The 22,909-nt window shown below is 52.8% G+C and carries 21 protein-coding genes; 4 read left to right on the top strand and 17 right to left on the bottom strand.

Going from position 1 to position 22,909, the window contains the following annotated elements; all coding sequences use genetic code 11:
- Positions 1–7: 7 nt before the first annotated feature.
- The 14 genes from JJQ72_RS01855 to JJQ72_RS01790 form a co-directional block, all read right to left on the bottom strand.
- Entirely contained in the window at positions 8–526 is a 519-nt protein-coding gene (locus JJQ72_RS01855; RefSeq protein WP_208202540.1) for a MarR family winged helix-turn-helix transcriptional regulator, read from the bottom strand.
- A gap of 93 nt (positions 527–619) precedes the next feature.
- Complete coding sequence (locus JJQ72_RS01850; protein ID WP_208202539.1) at positions 620–1,048, bottom strand: GNAT family N-acetyltransferase; 429 nt, start codon at positions 1,046–1,048, stop codon at positions 620–622.
- 79 nt (positions 1,049–1,127) lie between these two features.
- Positions 1,128–1,583, bottom strand: a complete 456-nt coding sequence (locus JJQ72_RS01845; RefSeq protein WP_208202538.1) for a MarR family winged helix-turn-helix transcriptional regulator — start codon at positions 1,581–1,583, stop codon at positions 1,128–1,130.
- 32 nt (positions 1,584–1,615) lie between these two features.
- Positions 1,616–2,170, bottom strand: a complete 555-nt coding sequence (locus JJQ72_RS01840; RefSeq protein ID WP_208202537.1) for a macro domain-containing protein — start codon at positions 2,168–2,170, stop codon at positions 1,616–1,618.
- An 80-nt stretch (positions 2,171–2,250) separates the two neighbouring features.
- On the bottom strand, positions 2,251–2,670 hold the full coding sequence (locus JJQ72_RS01835) for a hypothetical protein (RefSeq protein WP_138226226.1): 420 nt from the start codon (positions 2,668–2,670) through the stop codon (positions 2,251–2,253).
- A 72-nt stretch (positions 2,671–2,742) separates the two neighbouring features.
- Positions 2,743–3,366, bottom strand: coding sequence for a TraX family protein (locus tag JJQ72_RS01830; protein WP_347880709.1), 624 nt, complete (start codon positions 3,364–3,366; stop codon positions 2,743–2,745).
- Between the two features lie 241 nt (positions 3,367–3,607).
- Entirely contained in the window at positions 3,608–4,585 is a 978-nt protein-coding gene (locus JJQ72_RS01825) for a diaminopimelate dehydrogenase (protein ID WP_138226227.1), read from the bottom strand.
- Positions 4,586–4,710: 125 nt separating this feature from the next.
- On the bottom strand, positions 4,711–5,922 hold the full coding sequence (locus JJQ72_RS01820; RefSeq protein WP_208202536.1) for an SLC45 family MFS transporter: 1,212 nt from the start codon (positions 5,920–5,922) through the stop codon (positions 4,711–4,713).
- 4 nt (positions 5,923–5,926) lie between these two features.
- On the bottom strand, positions 5,927–6,664 hold the full coding sequence (locus JJQ72_RS01815; RefSeq protein WP_208202535.1) for a glycerophosphodiester phosphodiesterase: 738 nt from the start codon (positions 6,662–6,664) through the stop codon (positions 5,927–5,929).
- A gap of 100 nt (positions 6,665–6,764) precedes the next feature.
- Positions 6,765–8,042, bottom strand: a complete 1,278-nt coding sequence (gene bcbE / locus JJQ72_RS01810) for a bacillibactin exporter BcbE (RefSeq protein ID WP_208202534.1) — start codon at positions 8,040–8,042, stop codon at positions 6,765–6,767.
- Positions 8,043–8,136: 94 nt separating this feature from the next.
- Complete coding sequence (locus JJQ72_RS01805; RefSeq protein ID WP_208202533.1) at positions 8,137–9,840, bottom strand: methyl-accepting chemotaxis protein; 1,704 nt, start codon at positions 9,838–9,840, stop codon at positions 8,137–8,139.
- A 162-nt stretch (positions 9,841–10,002) separates the two neighbouring features.
- On the bottom strand, positions 10,003–12,327 hold the full coding sequence (gene helD / locus JJQ72_RS01800; protein WP_208202532.1) for an RNA polymerase recycling motor HelD: 2,325 nt from the start codon (positions 12,325–12,327) through the stop codon (positions 10,003–10,005).
- A 27-nt stretch (positions 12,328–12,354) separates the two neighbouring features.
- Positions 12,355–13,413 carry an FUSC family protein gene (locus tag JJQ72_RS01795; protein WP_138227795.1) on the bottom strand — a complete coding sequence of 353 codons (1,059 nt, stop codon included), beginning with the start codon at positions 13,411–13,413 and terminating at the stop codon, positions 12,355–12,357.
- A gap of 114 nt (positions 13,414–13,527) precedes the next feature.
- On the bottom strand, positions 13,528–14,181 hold the full coding sequence (locus JJQ72_RS01790; protein ID WP_208202531.1) for a phosphatase PAP2 family protein: 654 nt from the start codon (positions 14,179–14,181) through the stop codon (positions 13,528–13,530).
- Positions 14,182–14,284: 103 nt separating this feature from the next.
- Between JJQ72_RS01790 and JJQ72_RS01785 the strand changes: the two genes are divergently transcribed.
- Entirely contained in the window at positions 14,285–16,573 is a 2,289-nt protein-coding gene (locus JJQ72_RS01785; RefSeq protein WP_208202530.1) for a glycosyl hydrolase, read from the top strand.
- A 64-nt stretch (positions 16,574–16,637) separates the two neighbouring features.
- Here JJQ72_RS01785 and mnmH read toward each other — a convergent pair whose 3' ends face one another.
- Complete coding sequence (gene mnmH, locus JJQ72_RS01780; RefSeq protein WP_208202529.1) at positions 16,638–17,687, bottom strand: tRNA 2-selenouridine(34) synthase MnmH; 1,050 nt, start codon at positions 17,685–17,687, stop codon at positions 16,638–16,640.
- Positions 17,688–17,726: 39 nt separating this feature from the next.
- Positions 17,727–18,776 carry a selenide, water dikinase SelD gene (gene selD / locus JJQ72_RS01775; protein WP_208202528.1) on the bottom strand — a complete coding sequence of 350 codons (1,050 nt, stop codon included), beginning with the start codon at positions 18,774–18,776 and terminating at the stop codon, positions 17,727–17,729.
- Between the two features lie 196 nt (positions 18,777–18,972).
- On the opposite strand from selD, the gene JJQ72_RS01770 reads away from it, so the two are divergent.
- The 3 genes from JJQ72_RS01770 (at position 18,973) to JJQ72_RS01760 (ending at position 21,808) form a co-directional block, all read left to right on the top strand.
- Complete coding sequence (locus JJQ72_RS01770) at positions 18,973–20,043, top strand: permease (protein WP_208202527.1); 1,071 nt, start codon at positions 18,973–18,975, stop codon at positions 20,041–20,043.
- A gap of 102 nt (positions 20,044–20,145) precedes the next feature.
- Positions 20,146–21,282 carry a peptidylprolyl isomerase gene (locus JJQ72_RS01765; protein ID WP_208202526.1) on the top strand — a complete coding sequence of 379 codons (1,137 nt, stop codon included), beginning with the start codon at positions 20,146–20,148 and terminating at the stop codon, positions 21,280–21,282.
- A gap of 178 nt (positions 21,283–21,460) precedes the next feature.
- Positions 21,461–21,808 carry a LytTR family transcriptional regulator DNA-binding domain-containing protein gene (locus JJQ72_RS01760; protein ID WP_208202525.1) on the top strand — a complete coding sequence of 116 codons (348 nt, stop codon included), beginning with the start codon at positions 21,461–21,463 and terminating at the stop codon, positions 21,806–21,808.
- 67 nt (positions 21,809–21,875) lie between these two features.
- On the opposite strand, the gene JJQ72_RS01755 is transcribed toward JJQ72_RS01760, so the two are convergent.
- Positions 21,876–22,865, bottom strand: coding sequence for an aldose 1-epimerase (locus JJQ72_RS01755; RefSeq protein ID WP_208202524.1), 990 nt, complete (start codon positions 22,863–22,865; stop codon positions 21,876–21,878).
- Positions 22,866–22,909: the final 44 nt, after the last annotated feature.

Below are 22,909 nucleotides of genomic sequence, written 5' to 3'. Positions count from 1 at the left end.
CCCCTTCTTACTCTTGCATTAGCTTCGCGAGCTTCTCAAACAGCGTAATAAACTGCTCGACTTCCTGCGGCTCAAAATGAGTCATATACGATGCGACAACAGACTGCAGCAGCTGCTCCGAGCTTTGCAGAACGTTCTCCCCCTCTGCTGTCAACGACAAATAAACGACTCGTCGGTCCTCATCGTCACGATGCCGCTCAATCCAGCCGCGCTCTTCCATGCGGTTCACATTGGAGCTGATTGAGCTCTTCCCGACGCACAGAAGCTCTGACAAGAGCTTGGAGGTGCATTGCTCGTGACTGCGGATCATCCGCAGCGTCTGAAACTGCTCCCGGGTCAGGTCAATGCCCATCTTGTCTCTGGTATCGGCAATAATCCTGCGACTGACTGCGAGATCCGCTTCAATATAGCGTTCGATGCAATTCTTGGTGTCGTTAATGACGGCTCCTCCTTTACTTCGAAAACTAGTTTTATATTCAAACCGTTTTACTGTCAAACTATATCTCAGGACGAGATTGGATGTCAATGCCTCCCTGGTACCTTTTACATTCCACAAAAAAAGACTGCTCAACCACGTCTTGAATGGTTAAGCAGTCCTTGCTTATATTCATACCTGCTGCTATTCTTCGTCTTCCTCTACCTCATAAATACAGCGAAAGCGTTCCGCTCCGGGGTAGCCTCCGCCCAGGCTGTAAATTTGAAAGCCGATGGAGCGGTAAAAGCCCACCGTATCCTCGTCCGCTTCCGCAATTACGCGCTCGGGAGATTTTTGAAGCATGAGCTCCATCAGCATTCCCCGTCCGTAATCCTTGCCCCGATTTTCTGGAAGAACAGCGATATGCTTGATCACCATTTCACTTCCGTTCATCTCTACACCCAGAATTCCCAGAAGCACCCCTTCCTCCTCATACCCGTAAAGCTCCATTCCATGTCCCTTCCGGTATGAGTCCACGACCTCATCCAGAAGCTCCGGGTCCGGAAACACAGAGTAGGCCAGCAGCTCTTTAACCTCCAGGTCCTCCAAGCGTGAAATTATATCATGTATCAATTCATCCTCGTCCTTTCTTCAACGGCTGCGACCTGCACTTGCATAGAACCGACGTAACTTTCTTTCCTTCCAACTGGAATTACCGGCGGAAGCTCTCCTCGGCGGTCGTACCCAGCTTGCGCAGCAGCGCCACAGCCTGCAGCTTCTCTTCTTCCGTCAGACCAGAGACGGCGTGCTCGATTTTTTGCTTATGTCCCGGAAAAATATCCTCGAACAGAGCCTGCCCTTCCTCCGTAAGCTCAGCATAAATGACACGCCTATCTTCCAGGGATGCGCGGCGAATCAGAAGCTTCTTCTTCTGAAGCTTGTCCACGACGTATGTAATATTGCCGCTGGAGATCAGCACCTTTTCTCCGATTTTTTGCAGCGGCTGGGGGCCCTTATGGTATAGCACATCCAGAACACCAAATTCTGTTGAATTAAGGCCGTGGGCTTGAATGCTTCGAGTCGAATGGGCGAAGACTGAATTGTACGCCCTTGCGAGCACCACCAGCAGGTGCAGAGACAGCTCTTCATGTTCCGATAAATCCGCCATTGACAACCAACCTCCGCGTTCCACGCCTGAGTTTATGCAAATTGCTCCAGACGCTGTACATAGAGCTCCTCGTTTTCCGGATCAAAACAGATCAGATCGATCTCCTCCAGCCGGTTCTCCGGACGCTCTTCCTTTAAATAGTTCGTAATGCTCTTTAAAGCCACATCGCATGCAAATGGCTTCGGATATTCGTAAATGCCCGTGCTAATATTTGGAAAAGCAATCGTTCGGGCTCCGACTTCATTAGCCAGCTGAAGGGAGCTTCTATAGCATTCTGCGAGCGTATGATCCTCTCCTCTGCCGCCTCCCTCCCAGATCGGGCCGACGGTATGAATCACATGCTTCGCCTTCAAGAGACCGGCACAGGTCAGCACAGCATGCCCGGGAGGACATCCGCCCTGAAGCTGACGGATCTTCTTGCATTCCTCCATAATCTCGGGGCCTCCAACCGCGTGAATGACTCCATCCACACCCTTGCCTCCCAGCAGTCCGGAATTTGCCGCATTCACTATAATATCACCCGACCAGGCTGTAATATCACCTGTCCGCACAGAAACTGCCGTCCTGCCGATCTGTATCGTCTTCATGCGAAAAACTCCTTTTCAGCCTTTTTTCTTTACATTACCCTGCTGATAGGGAGTTTGACCCGAACCCACAGGATGAATATTCAGACCCTGGCTGCCGCCTGGCTTAAGCGCTTCGCCATGTTCCGCTCTTGTTCATCTTGCAGCCGGTCCTCGAATGTGCGGTGACTTATGTATGTGCCCCCTGTCCTTGCAGTCTTCACATGCGCTGACAGCATTTGCTCTGCCTGCTCCAGCTTTAAATCTCCCGCAGTATCTCCGGCTACCCGGCACAGACCGGCCTTATAGACACCATCTGCAGTCTCATATTCCATCGCCCATAGGGGAATAGCATCCTCTTCTGCTTCCGGCAGCTCACTCCCCATGCATACCGTATACCATGCAGGGAGAGCATATTTTTGTCCCGACTCCTGCTGCATGGATATCAGCCTAGAGTTTCGATAAGCCAAATAGCCGGCGGCAGCAAACAACAGTACGCCTACGGCGATGGCAATGTTCATCATTCCAGGTTCCTCCCCTTATTCATGTCCAGCTGTGATTCCCTCATACCTGCAGCAGGCCATCCTGCCCTGCCGTTATAACCTCTGCACAATGGCAAGAATGATCATATGTACGGGATAAAAGGACCGCCATACCCAGGAAGGAACCCGAACCTTCTCGATTTCTTTCCAGACGGCAGGACCATAGACAATGAGAAACGTCGGCAGAACACTCCACATCTGAATTTCCCAGCCGTACAAATACCAGAACACCACGTTCAGCAGTAGATGCCACGCTGCAAGCATCTGACCCTCAGCATAGCGGAAGATCAAGATCAGCAGCAGACCGTAGGACCCATAATCGAAATTCAGCGCTTCCATCAGCACCGCAGCGATCACGGCAATGAGGATGGATGCCGCCGGATCCACCTTCTCCATCACATACAGCACAAGCCCTCCTGCAAGCAGTGTCACAACCACATTCAGCCCTTCGGGATTGAGAGAGAGCTGATAAGGAATTTGGGACACCAACGCAATCACGCCTAATCTTATAAAATAACGCCGTTTCGATGAGGTCCGGCCATAGCCCAGCACCAGGGCGTACACGTACAGCGGAAACGCAATTCTGCCGATCATCCTCCATATTTCCTCACCGGGATAAAAAACAAGCCCGACATGGTCCACCAGCATCGTCAGCATGGCTAGCCATTGCATCATCATTCCCTCCGTCCCGCGCAGCTTCCAGGCATTATTCCTGATCTCTACATTATGAAGGGGAAACCATCCTGCCGCAAGATAGGTCAAGAGCGGGTTGCTGACCAAGCCCTTTAAACGCCAAAAAAAGCACCCGTTCCCGGAAGAACGGATGCCTGGATAGCCTCAGTCACAGAAGGTCTTGTGCAGCCCTGTGCTTCAATACGCCGTACAATTCAAGCCCGATTCTTGAGGCAGGCTGCTGAAATTACAGCAGCTCTTTCCGAAGCTGCGCGGCAGATTTAGGCGACAGCAGGCCGTATGGAATATCAAACACTGTCTTTGCACCCTGGTCACCGGCTTGAGCCAGACGATATGCAGCACGTGCATAAGCGACCAGCACGCTCGCTGTAAATTCAGGATTGCTGTCCAGCGTCAGACCAAATTCAATGATCTGCTTGCTGTTCTCTCCGGTCAGGCCGCTGCGAAGCACGGTGCCGCCATGAGGCATAGCGGAGTGGTTCGCCTTCAGCTCTTCCTCGGAAATAAAATTCACAACCGTATCGTAGTCGGCAAAATAGTTCGGCATTTCCTTGATTTCCTTCTCGATGGCCGCTTGATCTGCACCCTCCTGCGCAACAATGTAGCATTCACGCAGATGCTTCTCCCGGGTACTGAGCTCTGGATTTTCTCCACTGCGGACACGGTTCAGCGCCTCTTCCTTCGGAATGGTGTACTGAACACCATTCTTGACGCCCTCTACACGGCGAATGGCATCGGAGTGGCCCTGGCTGACGCCCTTGCCCCAGAACGTGTATTCATTGCCTTCTGGCAGAATCGATTCAGCGATCAGACGGCTTAAGGAGAACAGCCCTGGATCCCAGCCCGTGGAAATGACGCTGACCTTGCCGCCCTCGCGCGCAGCCGCATCCACACTGTCGAAATATTCAGGAATCTTAGCGTGCGTGTCAAAGCTGTCTACGGTATGAAATCTTCCGGCCAGCTCAGGTCCCTGCTCCGGCAGATCTGTCGCTGAGCCGCCGCAAAGGATCAAGACATCAATCTCATCTTTATACTGATCCACCTCGGAAATATGTACTGCCTTCGCTTCGGAAGCTACTCCGTTCGGATCTCTTCTGGAGAACACGGCGGTTAGCTCCATGTCCGGATTCTGCTTGATCGCTTTCTCTACACCGCGGCCCAGGTTACCGTAGCCGACGATACCAATTTTAATGGCTTGTGTCATCGTATCCCTCCTGCGTTATCTTTAAAATGAATCGAACAAAAACAACAAAAAAACCAGGCCTTGTCCAAAATGCCTGGTTTTAATATTACATTTTGTGTTAGATTTATGCAATGGTTTTTGTAATTCTATTTCACAGAGGGAGCAGCCGGGTTGCCTAAGCCGGCAGAAGGCTTTTTTCCCCGCTCCTGTATCGCCGCCATGCACAGCAATGCAGCCAGCATGCTGATCGATGCCGTAATAAACAGAACCGGGTATCCCAGCCAATCGATCATCTGACCGAGCAGCGGAGGCGATGCAATGGCAGCCATCGAAGAGACAAGGTAATATAATCCGGTTCGGGTTCCAATGCTCTCTTCGCTTCCGGTAGAAATGATAAAGGGATAGGAATTGATGTTAATGCAGGCCCAAAATATACCTCCTGCAGCGAGAAGCAGGCGCAGCAGAAGCAATGAATGGATGAAGGGCATGACCGCAAACACAGTCATCAAGCCAAGGACACCAGTCAGGATCATCCTCTTCTTCCCGAAGCGCTTGCCCAGCCAGCCGCTGGGAATCGCAAACAATACGAAGAACAGCGAGAAGAACAGAAGGGAGAAGGAAGCCTCCCCCTCGGTCAGGCCTACATGATTTTTGCCATATAGGGTAAAGAGCGTTTCAACCCCCTGATACGCCACGAACCAGAAAAAGATCGCGCATAACAGCAGCACCGTGGTCCGGTCAAGCTGCCCTTTGAACGATACCCGTCTTAGGGACTTGTCCGGTGTTGAAATACTTGGCACGTCTCGGTTCTCTTGAATTCGGGTAGACAGAATCAGCAAGGAAATTAGCGTGATGGCGGCAGCCGCGATAAAGGGATAGATCTCGTTCGCCTCATACAGCACGGAGCCGGCACCGAACGCCAGGATCGCCCCCACACCGCCCATGAAGTTAATGACGCCATTGGCCTTGGTCCGCTCCCGCTCCGGCATTACATCCGGCATCAGCGCCACCGTCGGTGAACGGTACAGGCTCATGGCCAGATTCATCAGCATCATGAACAGAATTAGAGTCAGGAGCCCGGTATGAAACGGGATCAGAGCCGTGAATACTGCCGCAAGCGGCATGCCGAGAAGCAGAAAGGGCATTCTCCGCCCGAACCGGGTACGGGTTGCATCGCTCAGGTTACCGACCCAGGGCTGGAGGAACAGCGCGAAGTAATTATCCAGCGTCATAAAAAAAGCAATCAGTGCAACAGAGGAAAGATAGTCCTCCAAAAAATAGGGAACAAAGGCGTTATACAGCGCCCAGGTCATGCTGATACTGAAAAATCCAAAGCCGAGCAGCCATGATTTTTTCAAGCAGCTACACCTCTTCCTGCTGCAGCAACGCGTGGAGAACATCCGGATAATCGGTAATGATGCCGCTCACCCCAGCCTTTAACAGCCGCTTCATTTCGTCGGGAGCATTCACGGTGAAGGGATGATACGCAAGTCCTCTGTCCCGAGCCTCTGCCACAAGCTCCGGAAGGACAGCATACTTGAAGGCATGCAGGGCGTCAGCCCCGACAGTCTGCGCATAGTCACATACCTGGTACAGACCCTCCATATACAGAATGGCCGTCACAATGTCCGGCGCAAGTTTCTTACAATGCACAAGAGAATAATGATTGAAGCTGGAGATGATGACTCGCTCCTCCATACCATACTCCCGGACGGCAGCAATCACTTCCTCCTCCAGCCCGGGATAAGGGATGATACCATTTTTCAGCTCAATGTTAATGAACGTCCCGCGGGCTTTGCCCAGAGCGAGCAATTGCTTCAGCTCAGGCACCTGCTCTCCCTTGAACGCTTCGCTGAACCATGATCCGGCGTCCAGCTGCTGCAGCTCAGAGAGCGTGTAATCCTTTATGTATCCTTGTCCGTTGGTCGTCCGGTTCACCGCTTCATCATGCATTAGAACGAGCTTGTGGTCCGAGGTCATCTGTACGTCGGTTTCAATACCGTTCGCGCCTTGCTCCAACGCTTTGTGAAAGGCTGCCATTGTATTCTCCGGCGCTGCTCCTGAAGCTCCCCGGTGAGCAAAATTAATAAATGCTGCCATGAATCATACCTACCTCCTCTAAGAACCAATTGATACGCTTATTATAAAGGAATATAATCAGAGCGGTGTTAAATATATCTGCAGCCAAAAAAACCTTGCCCTATTTGCGGACAAGGTTTTTCGCAGCACCGGCAGGCGGCTTGAACTGGACACGCTTGACTTCTCCGGTCCCGCCTTCGCCCTCGCTTTCCTCCGGCTTCACCGCGAGCAGCGTCAACAGGGCCCCGGTGGCAGCAACGGCAGCCAAGGTCAGGAACAGCACCCAATGATTGGCGCCAAGCAGCAAGGACACAACGGGCGGACCCAGCGATACTCCGATAAAGCGCATGCTGCTATACAAGGAGGTGATCGTTCCTCGCTGTTCCTCCTCTACACCCTCGGTGAGTAGCGTATCCATGCTGGGCAGCACCAAACCGATTCCGATGCTGCCCGCCGTCATAAATCCAATGACAAAATAAATTTGCTCGCTAAAGCCGATGATGACCAGAGAGCCTGTGAGCAGCGCCATGCCGGCGAAGCCCGTCCACTTCATGAGCCCCTTCTTATGCCCTGTGAATTTCCCGGTCAGATATGAAGCCAGACACAAGGCTGCCAGTGGAATCGCCAGCACCAGTCCCTTGACAATGCCGGTTAAGCCATAAGCACTCTCCAGAGTTTCCGATAGATAAAATTGCACGCCAAAAATGCCGAACATGGCAATACCGCCAATCGCAAAAATCGCATACAGCCAGCGACCTTTTTCTTGAAGCACATCCTTGGTCGTACCGAGGAACTCCCGGATCGACTGCTGGGTCTTCTCATGCTCTGGAGATTTCACCAGGAATATGACGAGCAGCAGGGATACCGCGCAGAGAACCGGGATGGCCAGGAATGGCAGAAACCAGATGAAGCTGCCCAGAAACGCTCCCAGAATCGGGCTGAGCACCTTGCCAAAGGTGTTCGACGTTTCAATGACGCCCAGACTTTTACTAACCTTCTCATCCTCGCTAAACATATCTCCAACGAGTGGAATAACGATCGGAAATGCACCGGCTGCGCCAATTCCCTGCAGCAGCCTTCCGGCAAGAATGACGATGTACGCGGCGCTGCCTCCCAGCAGCCACGCTGCACCGGCCGAGATGCCGCTGCCGAGCACCGTAATGATCAGGCTCGGGATAATGACCTTCTTGCGGCCGAACCGGTCAGATAAATACCCGGCGATTGGAATCATCAGAATAGCTGTTACGGCATACACCGTAATCAGCATACTGCCCATCAAGGAGCTGATGCCGAGCGCTTTAGCAATTTGCGGCAGTATGGGAATAAGCATCGAGTTTCCCAAGGTCATGATGAGGGGAACCGAGGCCAGTGCAGCGAGATCCCATTTCTTATTGTCCATGAGAAGACCACCTTTAACATCAGTTGACCTCTCTATAATGCGGGTTTACCGCCCGCAATATACATGTTAAAAATGGTTGCCGCATTGGCAGGTCCTACACTTTGAACCCTGACATCTCCCGCTCCAGTGACACGGACATCTCATTTAAAGATTCCACTGATTGTGCCATTTCCTCAATGGAAGCCAGCTGCTGAGCGGCAGCGGCACTCACGCTCTGCGTCCCTGCAGCCGCATGTCGATTGCTCTCCAGCATGCTCTCGATGCCATGCATCATTGCGTCCGCCTGCCGTGAAAGCTGGGCACAGGACTGCTGAATATCCTGGATCTGATTGTTTAGCCGGACAATGGACTGGTCAATGCTCTGAAAGGCCTCTGCAGCTCCCTGTGCTGCCTGGATGCCCCTGGTTACAGTGAGAACCTCCTCCTCCATGGCATGCTCCAGCGTATGTATGTCCTTGGTGATTTCTTCAACGAAACGGTTGATCTCTGCGGAGCTGGCATTGGACTGCTCCGCCAGCTTCCTGACCTGGGAAGCCACAACGGCAAATCCTGCTCCCTGCTCGCCTGCCCGGGCTGCTTCAATAGAGGCGTTCAGAGCCAGCAGTCCGGTCTGTGACGAAAGCGAATTGATCGTCTCCCCCATCAAGCCGATGAGCTCCGCTTTGCTTCCCAGTTCCTTGACCGCTTCCGCCGAAAGGTTCGTTCGTCCCCGAATTTCCTCCATTTGCTGCAGAGTCCGTTTTACCGCTTCTTCACCTTCTGAGGACAGTACCTGCGCATCACTCGACACCTCGGAGGTGTGTGCTGCTGCATGATGAATAACGCCGATTCCGGCAGCCATATCGGTCAGCGAGCCCATCGACGCTTCACTGACTTCAAGCTGATGGCTCGTGCCGTCTGCAAGCCGTTCCATGATCGAGGAGGTATGGCGCGATGCATCTCTGATCTCTGAGGAGCCGGCGAACAGCTGATCGCTGGTAGCAGCGATTTGGATGGCAGAGTCCTTGATGTTCAGCACCATTGAGCGAAAAGAATCCAGCAGCGCATTGTACGCACGAGCTACCTCGCCAATCTCATCGCGGCTGCGCACTTCAAGGCGGGATACCAGGTCTCCGCCCCCGCGGCTTATGTCCTCCAGCTCGCTCTTCATGCGGATTAAGGGCTTGATCGAAGCTATAAGCACACGGCTTTGAATCATATAATAGATGATAGCAATCAACCCAGCTACAAGCATCGCTTCATTCCGCAGCAGATTGGCTGAGGAAATATCCGCCATGTGCTGCTCCATTTCTGCCTCTTTTCTTTCCTTGAACTGATCCACCAGTGACGTAAAGGCTTTGCGAATCTCTCGTTCGCCCTCGAACGCCGTTTCATACTGAGCAAATGTCGGCGGAGCGGCACCCGGACTCGATAGTCCACTCTTTTCCAGCACCTCCAGAATTGCAGCCTGATAGCGTTGAAAGCCCTGGTCAATCTCGTCGATCACGTTCATATCCTCTGGCAACCTTGTGCGCAGCCTCGTATCTGCAGATAATTCCAAAAAGTGTTGCTGCTTCAGCTTCATTGCTTGAACAAAGCTCTCATCTCCGGTTAACAAAAATCCGCGTTCATCATTCGCGATCCCGGCCAGCAGCAACTGCATTTGCGATAGATTGTACATCACCGTATGACCCTCGTGGATAAGAGCCTTATATCGTTCCTCTGTGGATTTTGCATTCCAGAATGCAAACAGGATCATGGCCACCGTTACAGCACCCACAATGGAGGACGACAGCAGCAATTTCGTCTTGATTTTCATAGACCGACTTCCTTTTCATTCGTTTTTCACAGATTCCCTGTAATGAGACATATTTCGACTTTTTTCTACAAAAAATGAAGGGCTAGTGCCATGTATTTTCTGGAAAACAAAAAAAGCCTGCCTCCAAGGATTGCAGGTCCTTGAAAACAGGCCAAGCCGTCTCTATGAAGGAAGGAAGCGACTCCTCGCTCCGAGATGATAAATGTGCAGCTCATGCATGGCGCGGGTACAAGCGGTATAAAAAAGCTTGCGCTCTCTCTCGCGGGAGTAGAGCTCATCCGAGCCGTTATAGATCAGCACAGCATCAAATTCAACGCCCTTCGCTAAATAAGCAGGCACAACGAGAATGCCCTGCTCAAATGCCGGTGTTGATTTGGTAATCAATCGAATCGGCATTCGTGGTGATAGGCGGCGGTGCACCCCGCGGCTCTCCTCCTCGGTCTTGCAGATCATCGCCACATAGTGATAGCCCTGGGCTTGCAGCTCCTGCAAATCCTGTGCCACCAGCTCCTCTAGCTGCTTCTCCGACTCCGCCGGGATGACCTTTGGCGGGAGACCTGGGCGATGAAAGGGAGTAATATGCTCTCCTCCTGGAATCATTTGGCGAGTAAATTCCACAATTTCACGAGTAGAGCGATAGCTCTTCGTTAACGAAATGACCTCGGTTTCCGCCTCGCCGTACAGGCTAACCAGGCTCTGAAGCTCTCCCAGTGCTTCTCCATGGGCATAAATGGCCTGGTTCAAGTCGCCCAGCACGGTCATCTTGGCCCGGGGGAACAGCCGCTTTAGAAATTCAAGCTGAAACACGGAATAGTCCTGAACCTCGTCCACAATCACGTGACGGATCGAGGTGTTCGTCCGAAATCCCTGAAGCAGCTCTCTTAAATACAAGTAGGGCGTGACATCCTCGTAATAAAGCTCCTTGCTGTTCATTTTGGCCAGGGTCTGGCGGCTAATCTCGTCCCACTCCCGGGGCAGCGAGGTTTCTGAATCCAGCAGCTCTGCAGTCATAGAAGCATCCTGGAACAATCGCCGGTACAGCCCCACCACATCAACAAAACGGTAGTTCTTGATCCACTGCCGAAGCGGCTTCAGCCGGGTACTGACCACCATCCGGGCCAGTGCTTCCTTCTCGGCATCAAAATCATCGAAGCTCAGCTCTCCCTTGCGCTGCTTCCTGCGCATGATCTGAAACGCACGCTGATAATCATCCTGGTCCAGCAGCTGGATCTGATCCTCCACCCAATCCGCCTTCCGCTCCTCGGCTGCAAAGGATGATAACGCCTTTAGCAGCCTGTCACGCATGAGATCCAGCCGGTTCGCAAGCTTGATGGCGGGATCAAAGCTGTAAAATTGCCGCACCATCTCTTCTCTGGACACAATAATCCGACCCTGGAATACAATAGGACGAAAGAGCATGTCCCGGGCTTCGAGGTGCTCCTTGTAAGTCTGAATCAAGCGCAGATAGCCCATGCCGGATTTGAAGGCAATGCCTTCTCTTCTCGCCTCAAGCCCTGGATCATCATGCTCAGCCAGCAGCTGTTCTGTCTGGGTAAATACATCCTCCAGCTCAAATTCCCGGCCCAAACGATGCTCCAGATAGGCTTGGAATGTGGTCTGCTGCATATTGTCCTCGCCAAGCTCCGGGAGCACCGTCGAAATATAGCTGTTAAACAGCGGGTTCGGCGAGAACAGAATCATCTGGTCGGCCTGCAGCGTATCCCGGTACTTATAGAGCAGATACGCCACCCGCTGCAGCGCTGCCGAGGTCTTGCCGCTGCCCGCGGCGCCCTGGACGATGAGCATTCGCGTTTTGTCGTTACGGATAACCGCATTCTGCTCCTTCTGGATGGTGGCGACGATATTTTTCATCTTGTCGTCAGCACTGTGGCTGAGCACCTGCTGCAGCAGCTCATCACCGATCGTTACGCCGGTATCGAACAGCACCTGGATTTGACGGTCCCGGATGACGAATTGCCGCTTGAGGCTCATCTCGCCCTTCACCATGCCGGAAGGCGTCTCATATTGAGCTTCACCCGGTGCTCCGTCATAATAAAGACTTGAAATGGGCGCCCGCCAGTCGTAGACCAGGAAGTTCTCCAGCTCTTCATCCATGACCGACCCGATCCCCAAATAAATGGGCTCCGCTGCGCTCTCTCCCGATTCTCTGAAGTCGATGCGGCCAAAATACGGCGAGTCCACAAGCTTCCGATATTTTTTCAGAGCCTTGCTCGCCTGTAAATGGGTCCGTTCCCGCTCTGAGAGCACCTGGGATTGCTGGCGGAGATTGGTGGATGTTTCTCCAACATCATCGGCTTCGCTGAAATTGATGGTGACCTCGTCCCAGAAGTCCTTTCTCATCTCGATGACGTCACCGCGAACGCCGCCGACCTGCTTCATTAACCGTTGAATATAGTGATCAATGATATCGGTAATCTCGGTAACCCGCTGCTGTTCTTCCTGCCAATCCTGATCCTGGATGGTCAAGTGACTCCCCCCTCGTTGTTTAGCTCTTTATTTTTTCAGCCACGCCAAAATACTGCGGCCATCCTTCTTCCGGTCAACAAAGCGGGAGATATGATCCGCTACCTGATTCAGCCTTTCCAGCATATGACCGTAATCATACATCGCCGCCGCAACCACCGCGATTCGAAAGCTGGAGGAGGACGCCGGTACAATTGTGGACATATCATCCATAAACCGCTGATTCTCAAAGGCCATATGCTCTGCCTCCTCCGCGTTCGGCTTCAGCTTATCTTCAAATTTCCATAAAATATGCTCGTGGAATTTAATCAGCCGTTCCAGATTCTCGTCCAGCCGCTGATCCAGCTCCGGCGATCGCTGGGCCTGAAAATAATGATTATGCACAGCAGTCAGAATATCATAGCCCTTCTGGAGGGATTCCAGCAAATGCTTGTATACGACCAGCTGACGCGACTGACTGTACTTGGGGCGCTTCAGCTTCTTCTGTTCTTCTTCGAACAGAGCATACTTGTCGCTCAAAGATTTAATGGCTCCGCCCAGCTGCTTCAGCTCTTCCCGGTATACAGAGTCCTTCATTTCATGCGAAATGGCGGAACGAAGCAGCAGCGACATCTTGACAAATACATTCTGGATTTGCTTGAAATACTGCTCCTTCGGCTTGGGTGGAAAGACAAAGACATTTACGAAAAAAGCTGAAAAAATACCAACCAGCGTCATGATGAACCGGTTGAGCGCAAAATCCCACTGCCCGGAGGCCTCCATCACGGAAATGACGGTGACCAGCGTCAGGCCGATCGTTTCGCCCATATTCAGCCGGATACAAATCATAATAACCAGTGTACATACCAGCCCGACGGAGATTGGCTGATTAGATAAGAACGTTCCCCAGAGCACCGCGATGACCGCACCCAGCGTGCTGGTTTGAAGCTGATCGAGAAAATATCTCCAGGACCGGTAAATCGACGGCTGCATGGCAAAAATTGCAGCAATTGCGGCAACAACCGGCGATTGAAGCCCCAGGAGCATCGTTATGTACAGGGCCAGCGTGACCGCTAGGCCTGTTTTTGCCATTCTTGCGCCAAAGGCCATCATTAGCCCCCCTTTTTACGATATGCATGCTTCATTGTATACCAGGTTACATGCAAATTGCGATGCACCTCTGATCCGGCTGGACAGAATGAGGGTTTCTCTTCAGCAGGAGGATCAGGATGCTCTTGCCGGCGATCGCTCCAGCCATTTATATTCATAGAACCCGATACAGAAGAGCAGCCAGGACAAGCTTGCAGCATAAGCTCCTGCGACATCACTAGGATAGTGTACGCCCAGGTAGACGCGGCTCATTCCGATTCCCAAGATCATCAGGCTGCTGGCAGCAAGCAGAACCAGCCGCCCCTTCCACCCGCTCCAGCGGCTCCACAGCAAATAACACAGTACTCCATATAAGGAAAAAGCCGCCATGGAATGCCCGCTGGGATAGCTGTAGCCGGTAATTTCGATGAGGCGGTTCACATCGGGCCGGACCCGGTGAAACAAAAGCTTCAGCACCACATTCCAAGCCTCTGATCCCAGCAGCACCAGAAGAAACAGCTTGATCTCGCCGTTTCTGCCTGCGGCGGCATAAAGATACCAGACCACCCACAATGCAATCACAATGATGGGACCCTTGGAGCCGATGAAGGTAAGCAGCCGGGCCCCTAATGTCCACATCGGGGCCTGAAATTCCTGTAACCACGGGTTAATCTGCAGCTCCCCCCCGGCAATGACCCAGGACGACAGCAGAACAAAAAGAAGTGCGCTGCACAAAGAGATGGTCCAAAGAGCTGCAATTCGGGTAGATATATATGGGCTTGGTTGCATGATGTAAGTCTCCCTCCTCTGCAGCCGTTTCATGAAGCCGTGCCGGTCTGACGTTCAGTATTTCTTAAACGAATATGATTTGATTGATTCAGGAGGTTTATGAATGAGAAACAAGTTCTGGTACAAGACCGCCCTTTCAAGTGTGCTGGCTATGGCCGCCGCTGCTTTTTCGGCTGCTCCTTCCAGTGTCCATGCCGCCGGCATCATGTCCGGGTCCGGCTCTTATTCTGCAGGCACGCCTGCCGAAGCCATGCCGCTGCAAGCCGAGCAATACATAACCGAGGATCTGCTGAACAAGCCGGTCCCTACGAATCAATGGTGGAGCAGCCTTCTCTGGGATTCCTTCTCCGAAGCACAGTATCCGCATCCGCTGGCTGTCCGGCATGAACCGCAAGGGCTGCGGATCTATCATCCCGGACCCCATCTTCTTCAAGAGCCCACGGTCATTGACGGTACAATGGCGGTTGACGGAGATTTTATTGCCGGACATACCGGCGAGAGCCAGTTTCCCGAGGCCCGGGTGGCCGGCTACAGTGACTGGTTCGTGGACGCCCAATATGAGTCAGGCCAGCATGAGATGAAGGTCAGCTACGGGCACGGATCTCCGTTCACGTATTTCACATATGCCGGAGGAAATCCCAAGCTGATCTTTCAAGAGACACCCGAGCTTTGGTACGGCGGCCGCAGCAGCTCCGTGCTCGGCATCACGGTCAACGGGTCCCACTATGGCCTGTTCGGACCGACAGGCAGCTCCTGGATCGGTCTAGACCGCCAGGAATGGGTCAACCAATTGAACGGCAAGAATTACTTCTCGATTGCCGTGCTGCCGGACAACCGGCCCGCTACACTGGAGAAATTCCGGCAATATGCCTACTCCCATATCACAGATACCAAGGTGTCCTGGACATACGATGAAGAGCAGAGTGAGGTTACCTCAACCTACCGCTTCACAACCGAGCCGAAAGAAGGCCTTCGGTCCGGCACCTTGTTCACGATGTATCCTCATCAGTGGAAGTCCACAGATACAGATCCCCTTCCCTACCGTTATGCTTCTGTGCGCGGGGATCTGGCCACCGGGGAGGGAGACCGCTTCACGACAGTTATGAAGTATCATGGTATTTTGCCCGCCCTTCCGGCGGTCGGTGAGGATCAGCTCTCCTTAATGAAAGCTTTGCTGGAGGAAGCCCGGAATGAGCCGGAGACCGGCGCCGCCGACTCATATTCGGCAGCCAAGGAGCTTGGCCGACTGACAGCCCTTCTCCCGCTGGCCAAGGACTCCGGGGAGAGTGAAGCCGCCGTTTTTTTTGAGCAGAAGCTTCAGGGTATGCTTGAGGACTGGCTCACATATACCGATGAAGACCGGGATCAGCTGTTCTATCCCTCCAGCTATTTCTATTACGATTTCGCATGGAGCACACTCATTGGCTATCCGGCGAGTCTGGGCAGCGACAGTGAGCTGAATGATCATCACATTGTGAATGGATATTTCATCAAAGCAGCCGCAGAGCTGGCCCGCCATAATCCGGAATGGGCGTCAGACAGCAGCTACGGCGGCATGGTAGACCTGCTCATCCGCGATATGGCAAGCCCTGACCGGCAGGATGCCCTGTTTCCTTTTCTCCGGGTATTTGATCCCTATGCCGGCCATTCCTGGTCATCCGGAGCTGCTCGTTATGGCAGCGGGAACTACAATGCAGCCTCCGGTGAAGTCATGAATGCCTGGTCTTCGCTGATCCTTTGGGGTGAGGCTACCCGGGATCCAGCGATTCGGAATCTCGGTATTTATTTGTACACGACCGAAATGCAAGCTATTCTTCAATACTGGCTTGATGCCGATCAGACGCATTTTCACGATGACTTTACGCCGGCGGGAGCCGCGGCGATCTGGGGCGGCAAAACCGAGGGTGACTCCACGTTATGGTCCACACGTCCGGCAGAGGTCCAGGCTGCGAACTGGCTGCCCTTTAGCGGCTCTTCCTTGTATTTGACCGCTTCCCCTTCACTCGCGGAGCGCCATTTCACAAAACTGCGTCAAGATGAGCAGGACACAGGAGACGAAGAAGGCTTGCGAGACCTTGTATATATGTATCAGGCGATTTCTCAGCCCGAGGAAGCCCTGAAGGCTTTTGAAAATACGGCTCCGTTATTTGCAGCCCAGGCCGGCAGCTCCAAAGCTCATGCCTATGCCTGGATCTCCATGCTGAACGAGCGGGGCACGCAGGATAAGGACATCACAGCCGACACCCCTTTATACGCCGTATACAAGCATCCGGAGCATGGCAGCACCTACGTTGTATATAACATGTCCTCTTCTCCAGTGAATGTAACCTTTTCGGATGGGACGACAATGACTGCTTCACCGTCAGGCTTCACGGAGAAAACCTTACCTTAATATTAGATAATAAAAGCCCGGGGCGCCTTGAGGTTCATTTGAACCATGAGGCGCCCCCGGGCCTTTATGAGGTATGCTGCTGGAATCGTGCAGCCAGAATTTCTTTAAGCCGGGCAGCCGCGTCTTCTGCACTGTCTGCTTGAAGCTCCAGCTTACTCCCTTCCCCATACATCTGGGAGGTATGATCATAGCGGGGGTCATAGTAATGAAGCAGCAGCAGACGGACAGCGTCTGCAAACCGGTCTTCTTCCAGAGACTTATGAATTTCCGCTGCAATCGGGGTGTGAATCCGGTCCTTAATCCGCAAAAAAGCCTGAATGCACTGCTCCTTATACTCCTCCGGCCGGTAATCCTTCATGATCTGTGCCACGCGCTGCTCCAGCGGCAGCTGCAGCACAATCGCTGATCCTGCGGCCTTTTTATTCATGAGGAAATCCGGCAGGATGACTTTGCCGATTCGCTTGCTCTCTGCTTCCATAATTATATATGGGCTTGCAGACAGCTCCTGTAAACGCTCAAACAGCTGGGCGTCAAACATCTTCTGATTGTATGACGGGAGCCCGATATGGCCAAAGATCGAGCCCCGGTGCCCCGAGAGCCCTTCAAGATCCAGTACGGGATAGCCTTCGGCTTGCAGCTGCTGCAGCACCTCTGTCTTGCCAGTGCCGGTAAAGCCGTGCAGTACGATGGCCTCTGTATCTAACGAGATGCTTCCCAGTGTGTCTACAACCAGCTTCCGATAGGCCTTGATCCCGCCCTGGATTCGCTTGACGTGAACATCCATTAACGACAGCACCGTAGCTGCCGTACGGCTGCGCATGCCGCCTCTCCAGCAGAATACGGCCTTATCGCCCTCCAGCTCTCTAAATTGACGGATAAAGGAAGGCAGCTTGGCGGACATAATCTCAAGTCCCCGGTCTTTGGCTGCCTCCACACTGACCTGCTTGTACAGGGTGCCGATCTCTGCCCGCTCTTCATCGTCAAACACCGGGATGTTCACACTGCCGGGAATGGTGTATTCCCGGAATTCGGACGGTGACCGCACATCGATCAAGGTCATGCTCTTATGATGCTTCTGCTGGAGCCACTCTTCAACGGTTATGTCTTGAAACATGTCTATGCTCCTTTGCCTGATCCAAGAAAATAAGTAGTCTTATTCAACGGTGATTCTTCCTGGGTGCTCCTCCCCGACACGGCCAATGACAGCGGCCTCCAGGCCTCTCTCTTTCAGCTGCTGCAGCAATTGGTCCGCTTCATCGCCCTGTACAGAGATTAGCAATCCGCCAGAGGTTACGGCATCACACAGAATCCAGCGGTCAATCTGATCCATCTCGTCCGGGAAATCGACATCGCCCTTCACATGCTCATGGTTATTCTTCGTTCCTCCCGGAATGACGCCGGCCTCAGCCAGCTCCCTTACTCTTGGCAGGAGGGGCACGTGTGACTTGGTTATCGTAATGCCGGTGCCGCTGCCCTTCGCCATCTCCAGCGCATGACCCATCAAGCCGAAGCCTGTCACGTCAGTGCAGGCATGTACGGTGAAATGAGCCATCACCTCGGCAGCTGTTTTGTTCAGCTGTGACATGACTGCGGTCAGGCGTTCCACCTCTTCCTTGCTCAGCAGATCCTTCTTGATGGAGCTGGATAAAATACCGACACCGATCGGCTTCGTGAGTACCAGCTTGTCTCCTGGCTTGGCTCCGGCATTGGTGCGGACCTTGCCGGGATGAATGGTTCCGGTAACGGCCAGACCGAATTTCGGCTCTTTATCATCAATGGAATGCCCACCGACGAGCGTGATTCCTGCCTCCTTCAGCTTGTCCCCGGCTCCTCTTAGGATGTCAGACAGGATGCTCTTGTCCAGTGTTGAAATCGGAAACGCCACAATATTCAGAGCCGTTAACGGTGTGCCTCCCATGGCATAAATGTCACTGATTGCGTTGGCGGCTGCAATCTGGCCGAAGGAATATGGATCATCGACAATCGGGGTGAAGAAATCAACGGTCTGCACGATGGCCAGCTCGTCACTCAGGCGGTATACGCCGGCATCGTCGCTCGTATCAAGTCCGACCAGCAGGTCCGGATTCGGCTCGGCGGGCGGCAATGTGCGAATGACCTCTGCCAGATCGGCAGGGCCAATCTTGCAGCCGCAGCCGCCTTTGGACGAAAGCGAGGTTAGCTTAATGTTGTTGGATGGATTCATATGGGATACTTCCTTTCATCAACGAAAATCAGACTTCTATTATTATATGTAAATCCTTATGTGAAGTCCATGTTACTCCCGGGATGATCCATGAAACAGCTGTACCATGCGCATTGGAACCACTAGGTGTGTGTGATGTGATATAATGAGTCGTTCTTATTTTTGAAACATCTTATACTTGGAGGATTGATAGGAAGTGTCAGGTCCAAAAGCCTTGATCCCAATCGGTCAACAGCACCGCCGTAAGACGGTCTGGCTGGCCGTTTTGTTTGTTTTGATTACCATTGCCGGGCTGACCTATGTCAAATGGTGGCCCTACTATGGAAAAGCCTTGTCTGCCGCAGCAGAACGCAGCATCGGTACATCGATTCTGGATGCCGGGCGGAGCGCCGGCACGCCTTCCTTGCAGGCGGCCTGGGAGTATGCCCTTCTGTATTTCAAGGCGGTCTGGAAAGCGGCGGTGCTCGGAATTCTGCTCGGGACACTGCTCCAGAGCATGCTGCCTTCCCAATGGCTGCTCAAGGTGCTCGGGAAGACCACCTTTGGAAGCACTGCGGCGGGCGGCCTCGCCGCTTTGCCCGGCATGATGTGCTCCTGCTGCGCGGCACCCGTTGCGATCGGAATGCGCAAACAGAAGGTGTCCACGGGCGCTGCGCTCGCCTTTTGGATCGGCAACCCCACGCTGAATCCGGCCGTGCTTGTTTTTATGACATTTGTGCTATCGTGGAAGTTTACGCTGCTGCGGCTGTTCTTCGGAATTCTGCTTACCTTCGGTGTGAGCTATCTGGCTAACCGTTTCGCGGACCCCAAGGCGGTCGCGGACCTTCACAGCGTTGAAGCTAGTGATAGAGATCAGGCAGCGGAGCCTTGGTGGAAGCGCTGGGTGTCCAACATGGCGAGCATGCTTCTCAAGGTGATCCCCGCTTACGTGCTGGCTGTATTGATCCTGGGTGCCCTGCAGGTCTGGATGTTCCCTCATCTTGGAGAGACGGCAGGCAATGACCTTATCATGATCTTCTTCTTTGCTGTTATGGGAATGCTGTTTGTAATTCCAACAGCCGCTGAGATCCCGATCATTCAATCCTTTATGGCGTTCGGATTAGGAACCGGGCCTGCTGCTGCCCTGCTTCTTACACTCCCGGCGATCAGCCTTCCCTCTCTTCTGATGCTGCGGAAATCTTTTCCGGCCAAGGTCTTAGGGTTTGTCATTCTCTCCGTAGTGGCCCTCGGAATTTTGTGCGGGATCGCCGGAATGCTGGTGCTGTAATTTTTTATGAATTCTTAAGGTAAGTTCTCTTTAAATCTGGTAAAGTGATACAAAAGATCAATAAAACCTATCATTTTAAGTCTCGAAGGGAGTCCATGGTACATGAAAGAGAACGAATCACAGTCCAGCCTAGGCGGACAGAACGAGGAAAGCCTGGAGCAGGAGCAGAAGCCTGTTTCCTCTGTAGAGGAGCAGGAGGTTCATGAGGTCCGCAGAGCAGAAGCAGACGGGAGCCAGGAAGCCATTTCGGGTCAGCCTATTCAGGAAGAAGCACGCGCCGGGGGGAACGGCGGAGGCGGGAAAGGCTGGATGGTAGCCTCCATTGTGCTTGCTGCAGCGCTCATCGTAGTATTAATTGTCCGCCCGTTTGAGAAGGATACCAGCAGCGAGCCGGTGGCATCTGTGAATAACGTCGCCATCACGAAGCAGGATCTGTACGATTCTCTCGTTGAAGCCGGCGGAGAGATGACCCTGGATAGCCTCATTACAGAAGAGATTATCAACCAAGAGGTAGCCAAGCAGTCCATTGAGGTTACCGATGCCGAGGTAACTGCAGAGATTGAATCCTTGAAGAGCATGTTCAAGTCCGAGGAAGAGTTTAATAATGTGCTGATGCAGAATGGCCTGACTCTGGACATTTTGAAAGAACAGAGCATGGAGCAGTTGAAGATGAAGAAGCTCCTCGGAGACAAAATCAACGTCACAGAAGATGAAGTCAAGCAAATGTTTGATCAGGTGAAAGACAACTTCTCCTCGCCGGAGCAGGTTCGTGCCTCCCACATTCTGGTGGAAACCGAGGAAGAAGCCAAGGCGGTGATCAAGCAGCTGGATGAGGGAGCCTATTTCGCGACCATCGCTGCCGAGAAGAATGAGGACGCGACGAAAGATAAAGGCGGGGATCTCGGCTTCTTCCAGGAAGTCGGACAGATGGATCCGGCCTTCTCTGAAGCAGCCTTCAAGCTGGAAAAAGGCACGTACAGCAAAGAGCCGGTGGAATCCTCTTTCGGATTCCATATCATACTCGTGACCGACCGCACCGAAGCTGTGAATCCGACGCTGGAGGACAAGCAGGAGGCTTTACGCACTCAGCTCGAAACCTCCCAGGCCATGCAGCAGTCTGAAACCTATATTCAGGAGCTGAAAGGCAAGGCGAAGATTACGAACACCCTGGAGAAGGCGGAGGAGCCAGCAGCTGAAGAAAGCCCAGCGGCAGAACAGCCATCCGACTCCACCAAGTAAATAAGGATTCAGAGCCATTGGCGAAGAAGGTCCCGTGTTCGTAACGGGACCTTCTTTAATGCTGAGAAAAGGAGAACTGACGATATCCATTTTGGAAAAAACTCTTTCCCCTTCCTGCAAAACATGTTACCATGTAAGCGTTACCAAATAAGGATACTGTCCTAAAGGGGGAATCAGAATGATAATGTACGCGCCGGGTTCCAGAAATATTTATGAGGACTTCGTGGTGGAGACGGACATTCTGTTCTTTAAGACCGGATCTCATAGCTTGGTCAGCTTCCACGGCAAGAACTACAATATAAAGAAAAGAATGTCTGCCGACCGAATGACCACCCTTCTCTCTGGCAAGCAATTTTACAATGTCGGAGGAAGCTGCTACGTGAATGTCGATAAGATCACTGAGGTAGAGCAGGGTATTATTTATTTCGGGGAGAAATCCCCGACCGCCAAGGTGCTTCGAATTCCACGCTGGAGACAAGAGCCGCTGAAACGGTTCCTGGCTTCGAGCAAGCAGCCTGTCAGCTAAGCTAAACCGCAAAGGGCCGCTGCTGCAGAATCTTCATACATTCTGCAGCAGCGGCCCTTTGACCTGTCTATTTTAGATAAAAGCGGGACGTTTCCTCCCAGATGTCACCCGGGTTCAGCGCATACAGCCCGATTTGTTCAGACGGCAGCTCCACGTTAGGCGCATTCACAAGATTGATCTGCGGCTCCGGACAGAAGAACTCCTTGCAGGCGCCGTTGTTCCAGATCATCCATTGCTTGTAGGACGTACCGGCATCGTAGACGAGCGTCTTGTCGATTCGCCGGTCTGTCAGCTCCATCGTGTTTCGGCCCTGCTGCGGCGCGGCGGTATAGTGATTGTCCAATCCGGCAAAATACGGATTTACCCCATCCCCCTTCAGCTGTTCTTCTTCGGGCGTCAAGCTCTGGAACTGCCCGGTAGGCAGCATCCGCTCACTCATTTCCCACCGTTCCCCGATACTTAGCCTGACCACACAATCCTCAGGGCTGCTGTCAACATGAAACGGTGCATTCACCGCCGTATGGAAGGCAAGCAGACACGGCATCGGCTGATCTCCTTCATTCCGGATAAACACGCGTTGAGAAAGTCCGTCCATGCTTAGGGTATACGTCAGCTTGAAGGTAAACTCATGTGGAAGCATGGAATACACCGGATGCTGCGAATTCACCGTCACACGGACGGTCACGTAGCTCTCCTGCCCAGTGACACCGTAATCTTCAACTTCCCAAGGAATAGTATGCAAAAAACCGTGCAAATGGTTGTTCGTCGCTTCCTCATTAATAGGGAACTGATACATCTGCCCATTCCAAGGGAATTTCCCATCCTCATACCGATTGGGCGGAAACAACACTGGAATCCCGTGTACACCGGGATTTTGCTTGAACTCCTCCATGTTCCCCTCTTGCGGTTCTCTCAAGAAGCGGTATCCCTGATCCACGTCCCGGAAGGCAATCAGATTGCCTCCCACTCCTGGAAGGATCGCCGCTTCATAGGATTCACACTTGAGCCATACCGCAGGCTCGCCCTGATATTGACCTTCATAAGCCTTCAGATTCATGATCGACTTTCCCTCCTCTTCTCATCATTTGACTAGTATAGATT

The sequence above is a fragment of the Paenibacillus sp. F411 genome, assembly GCF_017582705.1.
Lineage (GTDB): Bacteria > Bacillota > Bacilli > Paenibacillales > Paenibacillaceae > Paenibacillus_AQ > Paenibacillus_AQ algicola.
This window is presented reverse-complemented; position numbering and strand designations above follow the sequence as displayed.

What these genes read in the sequence shown, in the direction of transcription:
- JJQ72_RS01845 (WP_208202538.1), bottom strand. Translation starts at nt 1,583, where the DNA reads ATGGCGGATTTATCGGAACATGAAGAGCTGTCTCTGCACCTGCTGGTG.
- JJQ72_RS01840 (WP_208202537.1), bottom strand. Translation starts at nt 2,170, where the DNA reads ATGAAGACGATACAGATCGGCAGGACGGCAGTTTCTGTGCGGACAGGT.
- JJQ72_RS01835 (WP_138226226.1), bottom strand. Translation starts at nt 2,670, where the DNA reads ATGATGAACATTGCCATCGCCGTAGGCGTACTGTTGTTTGCTGCCGCC.
- JJQ72_RS01830 (WP_347880709.1), bottom strand. Translation starts at nt 3,366, where the DNA reads ATGATGATGCAATGGCTAGCCATGCTGACGATGCTGGTGGACCATGTC.
- JJQ72_RS01825 (WP_138226227.1), bottom strand. Translation starts at nt 4,585, where the DNA reads ATGACACAAGCCATTAAAATTGGTATCGTCGGCTACGGTAACCTGGGC.
- JJQ72_RS01815 (WP_208202535.1), bottom strand. Translation starts at nt 6,664, where the DNA reads ATGGCAGCATTTATTAATTTTGCTCACCGGGGAGCTTCAGGAGCAGCG.
- bcbE (WP_208202534.1), bottom strand. Translation starts at nt 8,042, where the DNA reads ATGGACAATAAGAAATGGGATCTCGCTGCACTGGCCTCGGTTCCCCTC.
- JJQ72_RS01805 (WP_208202533.1), bottom strand. Translation starts at nt 9,840, where the DNA reads ATGAAAATCAAGACGAAATTGCTGCTGTCGTCCTCCATTGTGGGTGCT.
- JJQ72_RS01795 (WP_138227795.1), bottom strand. Translation starts at nt 13,413, where the DNA reads ATGGCCTTTGGCGCAAGAATGGCAAAAACAGGCCTAGCGGTCACGCTG.
- JJQ72_RS01790 (WP_208202531.1), bottom strand. Translation starts at nt 14,181, where the DNA reads ATGCAACCAAGCCCATATATATCTACCCGAATTGCAGCTCTTTGGACC.
- JJQ72_RS01785 (WP_208202530.1), top strand. Translation starts at nt 14,285, where the DNA reads ATGAGAAACAAGTTCTGGTACAAGACCGCCCTTTCAAGTGTGCTGGCT.
- mnmH (WP_208202529.1), bottom strand. Translation starts at nt 17,687, where the DNA reads ATGTTTCAAGACATAACCGTTGAAGAGTGGCTCCAGCAGAAGCATCAT.
- selD (WP_208202528.1), bottom strand. Translation starts at nt 18,776, where the DNA reads ATGAATCCATCCAACAACATTAAGCTAACCTCGCTTTCGTCCAAAGGC.
- JJQ72_RS01765 (WP_208202526.1), top strand. Translation starts at nt 20,146, where the DNA reads ATGAAAGAGAACGAATCACAGTCCAGCCTAGGCGGACAGAACGAGGAA.
- JJQ72_RS01760 (WP_208202525.1), top strand. Translation starts at nt 21,461, where the DNA reads ATGATAATGTACGCGCCGGGTTCCAGAAATATTTATGAGGACTTCGTG.
- JJQ72_RS01755 (WP_208202524.1), bottom strand. Translation starts at nt 22,865, where the DNA reads ATGAATCTGAAGGCTTATGAAGGTCAATATCAGGGCGAGCCTGCGGTA.